This is a genomic window from Pseudaminobacter soli (ex Li et al. 2025), from assembly GCF_029892515.1.
GTDB lineage: Bacteria > Pseudomonadota > Alphaproteobacteria > Rhizobiales > Rhizobiaceae > Pseudaminobacter > Pseudaminobacter soli_A.
Genome location: NZ_JARXVF010000001.1, coordinates 2,003,176 through 2,015,183 on the forward strand (window position 1 = coordinate 2,003,176; position 12,008 = coordinate 2,015,183).

A 12,008-nucleotide genomic window follows, 5' to 3' on the forward strand; every position below is an offset into this window, starting at 1 on the left:
AGGCACAGAATGACGCGGGCTTTGAGGGTCATGGACGTTCCTCGAACAATGCGGGTTCGGGCTTGAGTTCGCCGCGCAAAATGGCCAGTGCCTCGGCGGGATCGATGCGGCCGTCATAGAGCGCGCGACCGGAAATGGCGCCCTCGAGTTTCTGCGCATCGGGCATGGTCATGCGCACGATGTCGGCGATGGAGGCGAGGCCACCCGAAGCGATAACCGGGATGGACACGGCCTCGGCCAGATCGATGGTGGAATTCCAGTTGATCCCGGCCAGTACGCCGTCGCGGTCGATGTCGGTGTAGATGATCGCCGCGACGCCCGCGCCCTCGAATTTCTTCGCAAGCTCGATCACGCTGAGGCTCGACGCTTCCGCCCAGCCCTCGACGGCAACCTTGCCGCCCTTGGCGTCGATGCCGACGGCGACCTTGCCGGGGAAGAGCCGGCAGGCTTCCTTCACCAGCTCGGGATCGCGTACGGCGACCGTGCCGAGGATGACGCGGGCGAGCCCCTTCTCCAGCCAGCTTTCGATATGGGCGAGCGTGCGGATGCCGCCACCGAGTTGCACCGGGTTCTTCGTTGCCTTCAGGATCGCCTCGACCGCCGCGCCATTGACGCTCTCGCCGGCAAAGGCGCCGTTGAGATCGACCACATGCAGCCACTCGAAACCCTGCTCCTCAAAGGCGCGCGCCTGGGCGGCGGGATCGGTGTTGTAGACGGTCGCCTGCTCCATGTCGCCCAGCTTCAGGCGCACGCACTGGCCGTCCTTGAGGTCGATGGCCGGAAAAAGAATCATGAGGCTAAACCCCTTCGACGATTGAAAAATGCGCGGTCGAGGCGGCAAGCCGGTGCTTCAGCGCTTCCTGATATTCGGGCGAATTGTAGCAGGCGAGCGCCTGCTCGTAGCTGTCGAATTCGATGATGACGTGGCGCTGGCCGGTCGGACCTTCCGGGTCTTCATGCCGGCCGCCGCGCGCGAGAAAACGTGCCCCATATTTCTCGAAGGCCACCGCATTGGCCGCGACATAGCGCGGATAGACCTCCGGGTCGCGGATATCGACCATCGCGATCCAATAACCCTTCCTGGTCATGGCTTCCACCTGAGGAAATTGGCGATGAGAGCAAGGCCGAGCGCCTGGCTCTTTTCGGGATGGAACTGGGTGCCGGCGACATTGTCCTTGGCCACGGCCGCTGTGATCGGGCCGCCATAGTCGGCCTCGGCCAGCACATGCTCCGGGTTCCTCGCGGCGAGATGGTAGGAATGCACGAAATAGGCGTGCAGACCGCCCTCGCCCGTGTGGATTCCATCGAACAGCGGGTGTGAATGTTTCACGTGAATCGTGTTCCACCCGATTTGGGGGATCTTCAGCGCCGGGTCGGCCGGCTGCATTTCCTTGACGTCGCCGGCAATCCAACCGAGTCCGTGCGTGATCGTCTTCTCCAGACCGCGCTCGGACATAAGCTGCATGCCGACGCAAATGCCAAGGAACGGCCTGCCATTCTTGACGGCGACCTCCTCGATGGCCTCGACCATGCCCGGCACGGCATCGAGCCCCGCGCGGCAGTCGGCATAGGCGCCGACGCCCGGCAGCACGATGCGGTCAGCGGTGCGGACCCGCTCGGCATCGGCGGTCAGTTCGATCTCGGCATTGATCCCGCTTTCACGCGAGGCGCGTTCGAATGCCTTGGTGGCCGAGCGCAGATTGCCAGAGCCGTAGTCGATGATGGCAACGCGCATGTTCAGGCCTTCCCTGGATAGTGAAACAGACCGAGCGCCGGGCCTTGCTGCCTGGCCGGTGTTGCGGGCGGCTGCTGGCGCGGCATGTCCGCAAAGGGCGGGGTCACTTTCTCCGCCTCCGCAGGTTCGGCTTCGGTCAGATAACGGATTTCCGCCTCGCCCATATTGCGGCCTTCGACAACGCCCCACTCGCTCCAGCCGCGCCGACGCAGCGCCGCAAGACGCAGTGCCGATCCTTCGAGGCCGACATAGATCGAGACCAGGATCGACAGCAGCGAGGCGGTCACCTCATAGCCGGCAACTTCTGCAAGCGCGGCCAATGCCAGCGCGACGGCAAATGCAAGCGCGGCTTCGATCCACAGCCGGTGCCACAACAGCCAGAGCAGCGGCACAAGGAACGCGAGCAAAGAAAAGCCGTCTCGCACCAGAACCGCGTGCTCGGACGCAGCCTTGGCGCTTCCAAGCGGCGGCTCCATCACGACATAGATGGCCATCGGCGTCAGCCTTTCAGCGAACCCTTGGTTGAGGGGACCGCGTCGGGTTGGCGCGGATCGGTTTCGAGCGCCATGCGCAGGGCGCGCGCCACTGCCTTGAAGCAGGTCTCTGCGATGTGGTGGTTGTTGGCGCCGTAATGGTTTGTCACATGCAGCGTGATGCCGGCGTTCTGCGCGAAGGCCTGGAAGAACTCGCGCACCAGCTCGGTGTCGAAAGTGCCGATCTTGGGCGCCGAGAAGCTCACATTCCAGACCAGGAACGGCCGGCCGGACACGTCGAGGGCGGCGCGCGTCAACGTCTCGTCCATGGCAAGGTCGATCGAGCTGTAGCGCATGATGCCGCGCCGGTCGCCCAGCGCCTTGGCCAGCGCCTGGCCGAGCGCGATGCCGGTATCCTCGACGGTGTGGTGGTCGTCGATGTGCAGATCGCCCTTGGCACGCACCTTTATGTCGATCAGCGAATGGCGCGACAGCTGGTCGAGCATATGATCGAAGAAGCCGACGCCGGTAGATATATCAGACCGGCCGGCACCATCGATATCGATGGAAACGGCGATCTCGGTTTCCTTGGTCTTGCGGCTGACTTCGGCGGCGCGAGCGCTCATCGAGCTGATCCTTGCACTGTATTAAACGCGAGCCTTCTAACAGCATGGGCGGGCGATTTCCAGTTGCGCGAGACACCTGTGACAGGTCCGTTGCACGCCCTTTGCAATCGCTCCGACCGGACATACATATGGTGCCAATATTCCTCGTACCGCGCCAATTGCCTCAAAGGGATAGCGCGAAATCGGAGCTAAATATGTCCAACGATTTGACGATGCACGCCACAACAATTGTGACGGTGCGCAAGGGCGGCAAGGTCGTGATCGCCGGCGACGGCCAGGTCAGCCTCGGCCAGACCATCATGAAGGGCAATGCCCGCAAGGTCCGCCGCCTCGGCAAGGGCAATGTGATCGCGGGTTTTGCCGGCGCTACCGCCGACGCCTTCACCCTGCTCGAACGCCTCGAGACCAAGCTCGAACAATATCCGGACCAACTGACGCGCGCCTGCGTCGAGCTCGCCAAGGACTGGCGCACCGACCGCTATCTGCGCCGGCTGGAAGCCATGATGCTGGTGGCCGACAAGAACGTGTCCCTGGCCCTGACCGGCAATGGCGACGTGCTGGAACCCGAACACGGCGTGATGGCCATCGGCTCGGGCGGCAACTATGCGCTGGCCGCGGCCCGCGCGCTGATCGACACCGACAAGGACGCCGAGGAGATCGCCCGCAAGGCGATGGAAATCGCCGCCGACATCTGCGTCTACACCAACCACAACTTCGTCATCGAAACGCTGGAAACCGCGTGACATGGCCCATGCCTACGGGTTCCGCCCGCTCACGGGCAAGGATATGCCTCTGCTCGCCCGCTGGCTGGGTGAGCCGCATGTGGCGGCGTGGTGGGGCGACAAGAAAACCGAGCTGAAGGGGATCGGCGAGAACATCGACAGCATTTCCGTCGAGCCCTTCATCATGGAGCTCGACGGACGCCCGATCGGCTACATACAGAGCTACGATCCGCATCTGGAGGACGAAAATCCCTATCAGGACCAGCCCACCGGCACGCTCGGCATCGACCAGTTCATCGGCGAGCCGGAACCGGTCGGCAAGGGCCACGGCACGCAGCTGATCGCCGAGTTCGTGGAGATGCTTTTCGAGGAAGGCGCGCCGCGCGTCATCATCGATCCGGATCCGGCCAATGCGGTCGCAATCCACGTCTATGAAAAGGTCGGCTTTCAGCCGATCGGCCGCAGGCAGACCGAGCACGGCGAGGTTCTTCTGATGGCGATCGACAATGATGAGGGGGAGGACGAAGAGTGAGTGCCACGAAGGCCGACGACGACACCGGAAACCGGCAGATTTCGTGGCCGGTCGGCCTGGCCATCGCTGCAGGGCTGATCGCCACGCAGGCCCTGATCCTTTACCTGATGGGGCGCACGCCGATCTGCGAATGCGGCTACGTGAAACTCTGGCACGGCGTCGTCAACAGCTCGGAGAACTCCCAGCACATCGCCGACTGGTACACCTTCTCGCACATCATCCACGGCTTCCTGTTCTATCTCCTGGCCTGGCTGGTGCTGCCGGGGCGCTCGATCTGGCTCAGGCTGACGCTGGCCATGTTCATCGAAGGCGCCTGGGAAGTGCTGGAAAACAGCGACTTCATCATCAACCGCTATCGCGAAGGGACGATCTCGCTCGACTATTACGGCGACAGCATCGTCAATTCCGTGTCCGACACGCTGGCGATGGTGCTGGGGTTTGTGATGGCTTCAAGGCTACCTATATGGATCATCGTAAGCCTCGCCGTGATTTTCGAAATTGGCGTGGGCTACATCATCCGGGACAATCTAACGCTCAACGTGATTATGCTGCTGCATCCGTTCGAGTTCATCAAGCAGTGGCAAAACGGGTTATCTTGAGATCATGAGTACCTTTTCCCCACGCGAAATCGTTTCGGAACTCGACCGCTACATCATCGGCCAGAAGGAGGCCAAGCGCGCCGTGGCGATTGCCCTGCGCAACCGCTGGCGCCGGCAGCAGCTTGAAGGCCAGATGCGCGAAGAGGTGATGCCGAAGAACATTTTGATGATCGGCCCAACCGGCGTCGGCAAGACGGAGATCTCGCGGCGCCTCGCCAAGCTCGCCAGCGCGCCCTTCGTGAAGGTCGAAGCCACCAAGTTCACCGAGGTCGGCTATGTCGGCCGCGACGTCGAGCAAATCATCCGCGATCTGGTCGAGGCGGCGATCGGGCTGGTGCGCGAGAAGATGCGCGAAGACGTCAAGGCGCGCGCGCATCTCAACGCCGAGGAGCGCGTTCTGGAGGCGCTGGTGGGCAAGACCGCCAGCCCGGCCACCCGCGACTCCTTCCGCAAGAAGCTGCGCGACGGCGAGCTGGATGACAAGGAGATCGAGGTCGAGGTTGCCGATACCGGCGGCCCGGTCGGCGGCTTCGAGATCCCCGGCATGCCCGGCGCCAATATCGGCGTGATGAACATCGGCGACATGCTGTCCAAGGCGATGGGCGCCAACCGCACCAAGACGCGCAAGACGACCGTAAAGGACTCCTACGCGCTGCTGATCGCCGACGAATCCGACAAGCTGCTCGACCAGGACGAAGTAGTGCAGCGTGCGCTGGCCTCGACGCAGGACGACGGCATCGTCTTCCTCGACGAGATCGACAAGATCGCGGCACGCGATGGCGGTGTCGGCGCAGGCGTCTCCCGCGAGGGCGTGCAGCGCGACCTGTTGCCGCTGGTGGAGGGCACGACGGTGGCGACCAAGTATGGGCCGGTGAAGACCGACCATATCCTGTTCATCGCCTCGGGCGCCTTCCATGTCGCCAAGCCGTCCGACCTGTTGCCGGAGCTGCAGGGCCGCCTGCCGATCCGCGTCGAGCTGCGCGCGCTGGACAAGGAAGACTTCCGTCGCATCCTGACCGAGACGGAAGCGAGCCTTATCAAGCAGTATATCTCGCTGATGGAGACCGAGGGCGTGAAGCTCGAATTCACCGACGACGCGATCGACGCGCTGGCCGGCATCGCCGTCGAGCTCAATGACAGCGTCGAGAATATCGGCGCGCGTCGGCTGCAGACGGTGATGGAGCGGGTGCTCGACGAGATCTCCTACGACGCGCCCGATCGCTTCGGCACCACGGTCACGATCGACGCCGACTATGTCCAGAAGCATGTGGGCGATCTGTCGCGCAACACCGACCTGTCGCGCTTCATCCTCTAATGCCATCTACCACGCCCGCCGGTAATGCCGGCGGGCGTGACACAAATGCACTCGACTCCAGCGGGCGCATTTTTTAGTTTGCCGGCCCCTATGACTTTCCCCCGGGTGCGGCAGCGCATGAAAAAGTTCATTCTTTCGACATTGGTCCTTACCCTTGCAGGCTGGCTCCAGCCGGCCGGCGCGACGACGCTGGTGCCGCCGGGTAACCGCAATGCGGAACAGCCTGCAATTCCCGGCGCTTCATCCCGGCGCACCAAGGCCAGCAACACCACGTTCGACGCCAAGTACCGCAAGGTCTATGCGCTTTTGAAGAACGACACCAAGCTGCGCGCCAAGATCGTCGAGACCGCCGCCGCCTATCACATCGACCCTATGCACATCGTGGGCGCCATCGTCGGCGAGCACACCTACAATGTCGACGCCTATGACCGGCTGCAGACCTATTACATCAAGGCCGCTTCCTATCTCAGCAGCGGGCTGAGCTTCAGCTACGGCGGCGAGAACGTCCAAGACTTCATCAAGCGGCCGCAATTCTCGGGCTGCGCTGACAAGACCGACAGCTTTGATCTGTGGTCGTGCCGCGAGGCTGTGTGGAACCGCCAGTTCCGCGGCAAGACCGTGGGCGGCACCAGCTTCCCCGACGATCGCTTCAGCGCCACCTTCTTCCAGCCGCTCTATGCCGGCCAGACTTTCGGTATAGGTCAGCTCAACCCGCTGACCGCGCTGGAGGTGAGCGACATGGTGCACCGCATCTCCGGCTTGCCGAAGCTCGATGCCAGCCAGCCCAACCAGGTCTATGAGACAATCATGGACCCGGACCTGACGATACCCTATGTGGCGGCGACGGTGAAAACCTCCATGGACGTCTATCGCGACGTCGCCGGCTTCGACATTTCGAAAAATCCGGGCGTTACTGCCACGCTCTACAATGTCGGCAACCCTGAGGTTCGCGCCCGCGCGCTGAAGGCCGAAAACGAGCGCCGCCACTTCGAGGGCCAGGAGCAAAAGCTGCCCGAGGAAAATTACTATGGCTGGCTGGTCAACGAAAAGCTGTCTGACCTAAAGGCGCTGTTCTAGCTAACCTCTGGCGCCAATTGTCAGCGCCGGCGCTTGCGCGCCTCCTCCAGCTGCCCGATCAGGTCCTTGATCTCATCCTCGTCCAGCCGGCCGATGCAGCCGGCAAGCTGGTTCGCCAGCGCCGTAGCCGCCGGCGACAGGCCGGAAGTGTCGATCACCACGCGCGGATGCGAGGTTTCCGCCAGGAGCTGAAGCTCCTCGGCATCGTCCCAGATGACGTTGAAGTAGCCGATGATCTTCTGCAGCAGCGGCCAGGTCGGCGCGCCGCGCCGGCCATGCTCAAGAGCCGAAAGATAGGCCGGGCTGACGCCGATGGCGGCCGCCATCTCCTTCTGGCTGACGCCGCGTTCGCGCCGCAGCTGCCGCAGCTTTTCGCCGAGCGGGGTCATGGCCGCTGCACCGGGTGGCGCCGCAGCCGGATATAGAGCGCGCCGGCGCCGCCATGATTGCGCGCGGCATGGTCGTGACTGCTGACGAGAATGCGGAACGGCGGCGTGGCCAACCAGGCAGGCACGGCACGCCGCAACACCCCTTCCCCGCCCGAGGACGAGCCCTTGCCGGTGATCACCAGCACATAGCGCACCCCGCCGGCATAGGCGCGGTTGAGGAAGGACAAGAGCAGCGAATAGGCTTCCTCCTGCGTCATGCCATGGAGGTCGACTCGGCCTTCGATCGGCAGGCGCCCCTTGGCAAGCTTGTCATGTGTCGGCGCATCGAAGGACTGTGTGACCGTCTGGCGTGGCTTGGCCTTGGCCGGTGTCGGCGGTGCGGCGACGATTTTCTCCGCCATGGCTTGTTCCATGGTCATGGGCGGCTCGGGCGGCAGTTCCACCGCCGCACGCCCCTTCAGCGGCCTGGCAGAGCGCGCAACCAGGCTCCAGAGGATACGGTCCTCCTCGCTGAGCGGCTTTTGCGACCGACCGCTCACGAGGCAGCTCCATTTGCAAGGGCGCGGGGGATGAGTGCGAAGAAGTCGGCACGATTGCGCACCACGCCGGCTACTTCGCCCGCAGCGAACCCCGATCCGGCGAACAGATCGCCGCGCGCCGATCCGACGATTGCCGAGCCGGTGTCCTGCGCAATCATCAGGCGGCGGAAAGGCGCGTCGTCAAAGGCCGTCAGCGTCGGCGCGTCGATGAAAAAGGGCGTGCCGAATGTGTGCAGCAGCCGATCGACCGCGACCGAGCGCCCGGGTGTGAGCGGCACTTTGGCCGCCGCGATGGGTCCCAGTTCCGGCCGCTCGACGGGCGCTTCGCGGAAGAAGATGTAGGAGCGGTTGCGCCAGAGAATTTCGTTCACCCGGCTCGGATTGGCTTTGAACCATGCGCGGATCGACTGCATGGTGACTTTTTCCAGCGGGATTTCGTCCAGTTCCACGAGCACTCCGCCTGGGCCGGTGAAACGCTGGCCGGATTTTGCGGCATAAGTCACCCGCCGCAATGAGCCGTCCGTCATGTTGAGCCGTGCCGCACCCTGGACATGGACGAAAAAGGCGTCGACCGGGTCCGCCAGCCAGGCGATTTCCAGCCCCAGCCCCGCCAGCGCCCCCTGCTCGATTGCCGGCCGGTCGAAATATTCGACCAAGCCTTCCGGCGTGGAGCGCACGAATGCGAGATAGGGATCCATCCCAGCCGGACGGTTGCTGTCGTCCACATCAACCAGATCGGCTGGCCGCTCCAGAAGCGGCTCGGTGAATTTGTCTGTGCGGACAGGCGAGGCTTCGACTTCCGGCTCGTAAAAGCCGGTGACAAAGCCTTTTGCTCCATCTTCGGGCGCAATTAGCGCAGGCACAAAATGCCGTTCGAAAAACGCCCGCGCATCCTGCTGTTCGCAAGCGCGGGCTTCGGCATAGGCATCGGCAAAGGCGGAAAATTCAACGCCCAGCGAACCGGTGCGGTAAGGCTTGTTCAGCACATGGAAAGCCGAGCGGCGGAAAGCGGCATAGGCGCCGGACTGATCGTCCAGGCGCCAGCCGGGCAGGTCGTCAAAGGAGACGATGCGGAAAACAGGCGATAGCGCCACCGGCCGGCCCCCGCCCGACAATCATTCTTCTTCTTCGGTCGCGACGAGCTTCCAGTTGGGGTCGCGCGAGCGCGCGTCACGGGCAAAGGTCCACACGTCCTTGACCTCGGCCACAGTCTCGGGGTCGCCGTCGATCACCTCGCCGGACTTGTCGCGCGTGGCCGAAATAAGCTCGCTGACGATGCGCAGCGTGATATGCGCCTCGCTGTTCTTCATCTCGGCCGAGACGATGTCGGCCTTGTCGATGCCGACGAAGGAGGACTGGATCTTTTCCGAACGGGCCTCGCGCTCGGAGATCGCCGCGACGAAGCCGTCATAGACCTCGCGCGAAAGCAGGTTCTTGAGCGTTTTGCGGTCGCCGTCGGCATAGGCCATGACGATCATCTCGTAGGCCATCTTCGCGCCTTCGACAAAACCCTTGGGGTCGAAGCTCGGATCGGCGTCCTTGATCGCGCGGAGGCCCTTGTTCAGCTCGGTGTCGGGCTGGGCGAAAGTGTCGATGGCCGCATAGGCCTCGTCATTGTCGGCGCGCTTGCGCGGCAGCGAAACGACGTTGTCGGACTTTGCGGTCGCCGCATCCTTGTTCTGGGTCCGGCCGGCCGTATAGGGATCGAAAGGCGGGCGTTCGTTGCCCGTGCGCCGACCAAGCACGTTGCGCAGCTGGAAAAAGATCACCACGGCCGCGATAAGAAAGAACAATGTGCCGAAGTCGAAGAATTCCATATCTCTCGCCATCCAATCCTTAAACTTCGGCTACGTCGACCCGGAGTCTTCCCCGTTCCGTCGCATTCCGCGCCTCAATTCATGCATATAGAACGCATGCAGCCATCATTCAAATCAAAGGCCTGCATACCTATCTAACGTACGATGTGCCAGCATCCATGCTGGGCATTTTGATGAAACCTAACTTAGGCGGGTTCGTGCGCGCTTCGTCCATTCCCTTCTTCATCCTGTTGCTCCCTCTGATCGAGATCGCTGGGTTCATAATCGTCGGGCGGCAGATCGGGGTCTTTCCGACGCTGGCGCTGGCGGTCGCAACGAGTATTGCCGGCGGTATGCTGCTGAAACATCAAGGGTTTGGCGTGATGACCCGCATCCGCAACGAGGTTGCAGCCGGGCGCGACCCCAGCCGCGAGCTCGCCCACGGCGTGATGGTGCTGCTGGCCGGCATCCTGCTCCTGCTGCCTGGTTTCTTCACCGACATCATCGGCATCCTGCTGTTCCTGCCGGCGGTACGCGACCTCGGCTGGAATTTCCTGCGCCGCCGCGTCGATTTCACCGTCGATTATCGCGGCATGGGCGGCTTTTCGCGCAAGCAGGGTCGCGGCAAGACCATCGACCTCAACGAAGAGGACTATTCGAGGCGCCCAAGCTCGCAAAACCCGCATTCGCCCTGGAAGCAGATCGGCGACGAATGAGAGGAAATCCGGCCAAACGCGGCAAAACCTTGTCTTGATTTCAAGGCCATGCTAGCCAACGCACGATTTCCACGTCAGGCCGCCGGGCGGCTGAACCTAAGAGGAATATGGCTCATGGCCAACAACGAGAACCAGCCGGTGGGCAACGGTAACGGCAACGCCGCTGGCGCCCAGCCGTCGCTCAGCGTGCTTGCGCAGTATGTGAAGGACCTGTCGTTCGAAAGCCCCGGCGCGCCGAACTCGCTGCGCGGCCGCGACAAGGCCCCCGGCATCAACATCAATGTCAACGTCAACGCCAATCCGCTCTCGGACACGGAATTCGACGTCAACCTGACGCTGTCGGCCAAGGCTGCCTTCGACAAGGACGTTCTGTTCAACGTCGAGCTGGTCTATGGTGGCGTCTTCAAGATCGAAGGCTTCCCGCAGGAGCACATGCTGCCGCTGCTCTTCATCGAGTGCCCGCGCCTGCTGTTCCCCTTCGCGCGCCAGATCATCGCCGACGCCACCCGCAATGGCGGCTTCCCGCCGCTGATGCTCGACCCGATCGATTTCGCGCAGATGTTCCAGCAGAAGATCGCCGAAGACCAGGCCGCGGCCAAGGTTCAGGTCAGCTAAGCTTCGACCGCGATCACAAGTTACAAAAAACCCGGCCTAGTGCCGGGTTTTTTCGTTTGTGGAGCGTGAGCTCGGAAAGTTCGTAACTATTCGCTGGCGCCTCAGGCCTGGAGCTGTTCGGCGGTATCGGCTTCGCCCGACTGGCTGGCCAGGATCTTGGCCCAAATGGCCTTTTCGCCCAGCCCCGCAACCAGCTTGGCATGCGCGACACGTTCGGCTTCGCTAATGCGCGACGGCAGAGGCTCGGGCCGCGGAGCGATTGCGATCTCCACCTGCACGCCGCCGCTTGCCTCGACAGCGCCACGCTCATTGCCTGCATCGAGGATAAGTGCGGCCTGCCTGCCGCCGATCAGCTCGATATAGACTTCGGCCAGCAGCTGGGAGTCGAGAAGCGCGCCGTGGAAGGTTCGGTGGCTGTTGTTGATGCCGTAGCGGCGGCACAGTGCGTCGAGCGAGTTCGGCCCCATCGGGTGCTTGCGCCGGGCAAGCGCCAGAGAATCCACCACGCGATCGGGATCCAGCGCCGGCTGGCCGAGCCGCGCCAGCTCGGCATTGATGAAGCCCATATCGAAATTGGCGTTGTGGGCGATCATCTTGGCCCCGTCGAAGAAATCCAGGAACCGATCGACGATCTCGGGGAATGTCGGCTCGTTGGCCAGTCGCTCATTGCTGATGCCGTGCACGGCCAGTGCTTCGGGATGCACCTGCCGGCCCTGCGGATTGATGAAGACGTGAAAGGTGTTGCCCGTCGGGAAACGATTGACCAGCTCCACCGCACCGATTTCGATGATTCGGTCTTCTTTGGCGTCGAGGCCTGTCGTTTCCGTATCGAAAATGATTTCGCGCAACGAATCACTCCTTGCCTACGGCATGT

The 12,008-nt window shown here is 62.9% G+C and carries 17 protein-coding genes; 7 read left to right on the plus strand and 10 right to left on the minus strand.

The window, feature by feature from the left end:
• Positions 1–28: 28 nt before the first annotated feature.
• The 5 genes from hisA to hisB are packed head-to-tail and all read right to left on the minus strand — an operon-like array spanning position 29 to position 2,834.
• Positions 29–793, minus strand: a complete 765-nt coding sequence (hisA, locus tag M2281_RS09530; protein ID WP_280820816.1) for a 1-(5-phosphoribosyl)-5-[(5-phosphoribosylamino)methylideneamino]imidazole-4-carboxamide isomerase — start codon at positions 791–793, stop codon at positions 29–31.
• Between the two features lie 4 nt (positions 794–797).
• The gene (locus tag M2281_RS09535; RefSeq protein ID WP_280820817.1) at positions 798–1,088 is read right to left on the minus strand and encodes a DUF1330 domain-containing protein; all 291 of its coding nucleotides are present in this window, start codon (positions 1,086–1,088) and stop codon (positions 798–800) included.
• Positions 1,085–1,735, minus strand: a complete 651-nt coding sequence (gene hisH, locus M2281_RS09540) for an imidazole glycerol phosphate synthase subunit HisH (RefSeq protein ID WP_280820818.1) — start codon at positions 1,733–1,735, stop codon at positions 1,085–1,087. The genes M2281_RS09535 and hisH overlap by 4 nt, the downstream gene beginning before the upstream one ends.
• Positions 1,736–1,737: 2 nt before the next feature.
• Entirely contained in the window at positions 1,738–2,229 is a 492-nt protein-coding gene (locus M2281_RS09545) for a DUF2628 domain-containing protein (RefSeq protein WP_280820819.1), read from the minus strand.
• A gap of 5 nt (positions 2,230–2,234) precedes the next feature.
• Complete coding sequence (gene hisB, locus M2281_RS09550) at positions 2,235–2,834, minus strand: imidazoleglycerol-phosphate dehydratase HisB (RefSeq protein WP_425537688.1); 600 nt, start codon at positions 2,832–2,834, stop codon at positions 2,235–2,237.
• A 194-nt stretch (positions 2,835–3,028) separates the two neighbouring features.
• On the opposite strand from hisB, the gene hslV reads away from it, so the two are divergent.
• The 5 genes from hslV (at position 3,029) to M2281_RS09575 (ending at position 7,079) form a co-directional block, all read left to right on the plus strand.
• Positions 3,029–3,577: an ATP-dependent protease subunit HslV gene (hslV, locus tag M2281_RS09555; RefSeq protein WP_280820821.1), complete on the plus strand. Its 549-nt coding sequence runs from the start codon at positions 3,029–3,031 to the stop codon at positions 3,575–3,577.
• 1 nt (position 3,578) lies between these two features.
• Positions 3,579–4,088, plus strand: a complete 510-nt coding sequence (locus tag M2281_RS09560; protein WP_280820822.1) for a GNAT family N-acetyltransferase — start codon at positions 3,579–3,581, stop codon at positions 4,086–4,088.
• Positions 4,085–4,687, plus strand: a complete 603-nt coding sequence (locus M2281_RS09565; protein WP_280820824.1) for a DUF2585 domain-containing protein — start codon at positions 4,085–4,087, stop codon at positions 4,685–4,687. The genes M2281_RS09560 and M2281_RS09565 overlap by 4 nt, the downstream gene beginning before the upstream one ends.
• Positions 4,688–4,691: 4 nt before the next feature.
• A complete protein-coding gene (hslU, locus tag M2281_RS09570) occupies positions 4,692–6,002 on the plus strand; it encodes an ATP-dependent protease ATPase subunit HslU (protein WP_280820825.1) in 1,311 nt (436 codons plus the stop codon).
• A gap of 117 nt (positions 6,003–6,119) precedes the next feature.
• Positions 6,120–7,079 carry a DUF1402 family protein gene (locus M2281_RS09575; RefSeq protein WP_280820826.1) on the plus strand — a complete coding sequence of 320 codons (960 nt, stop codon included), beginning with the start codon at positions 6,120–6,122 and terminating at the stop codon, positions 7,077–7,079.
• Between the two features lie 20 nt (positions 7,080–7,099).
• Here M2281_RS09575 and M2281_RS09580 read toward each other — a convergent pair whose 3' ends face one another.
• Genes M2281_RS09580 through M2281_RS09595 form a run of 4 tightly spaced genes read right to left on the minus strand, consistent with a single transcriptional unit; the run spans position 7,100 to position 9,824 of the window.
• Positions 7,100–7,468, minus strand: a complete 369-nt coding sequence (locus M2281_RS09580; protein WP_280820827.1) for a helix-turn-helix domain-containing protein — start codon at positions 7,466–7,468, stop codon at positions 7,100–7,102.
• The gene (locus M2281_RS09585; RefSeq protein WP_280820828.1) at positions 7,465–8,007 is read right to left on the minus strand and encodes a Smr/MutS family protein; all 543 of its coding nucleotides are present in this window, start codon (positions 8,005–8,007) and stop codon (positions 7,465–7,467) included. Before M2281_RS09585 ends, M2281_RS09580 begins: the two co-directional genes overlap by 4 nt.
• Positions 8,004–9,101 carry a murein transglycosylase A gene (mltA, locus tag M2281_RS09590; RefSeq protein ID WP_280821169.1) on the minus strand — a complete coding sequence of 366 codons (1,098 nt, stop codon included), beginning with the start codon at positions 9,099–9,101 and terminating at the stop codon, positions 8,004–8,006. The genes M2281_RS09585 and mltA overlap by 4 nt, the downstream gene beginning before the upstream one ends.
• A 21-nt stretch (positions 9,102–9,122) precedes the next feature.
• A complete protein-coding gene (locus M2281_RS09595; RefSeq protein ID WP_280820829.1) occupies positions 9,123–9,824 on the minus strand; it encodes a Tim44/TimA family putative adaptor protein in 702 nt (233 codons plus the stop codon).
• A gap of 197 nt (positions 9,825–10,021) precedes the next feature.
• Here M2281_RS09595 and M2281_RS09600 point away from each other — a divergent pair, with 197 nt between their 5' ends.
• Positions 10,022–10,519: an FxsA family protein gene (locus M2281_RS09600; RefSeq protein ID WP_280820830.1), complete on the plus strand. Its 498-nt coding sequence runs from the start codon at positions 10,022–10,024 to the stop codon at positions 10,517–10,519.
• A 114-nt stretch (positions 10,520–10,633) separates the two neighbouring features.
• A complete protein-coding gene (secB, locus tag M2281_RS09605) occupies positions 10,634–11,134 on the plus strand; it encodes a protein-export chaperone SecB (protein ID WP_280820831.1) in 501 nt (166 codons plus the stop codon).
• A 101-nt stretch (positions 11,135–11,235) separates the two neighbouring features.
• On the opposite strand, the gene dnaQ is transcribed toward secB, so the two are convergent.
• Positions 11,236–11,982, minus strand: a complete 747-nt coding sequence (dnaQ, locus tag M2281_RS09610; RefSeq protein ID WP_280820832.1) for a DNA polymerase III subunit epsilon — start codon at positions 11,980–11,982, stop codon at positions 11,236–11,238.
• Positions 11,983–12,008 lie beyond the last annotated feature (26 nt).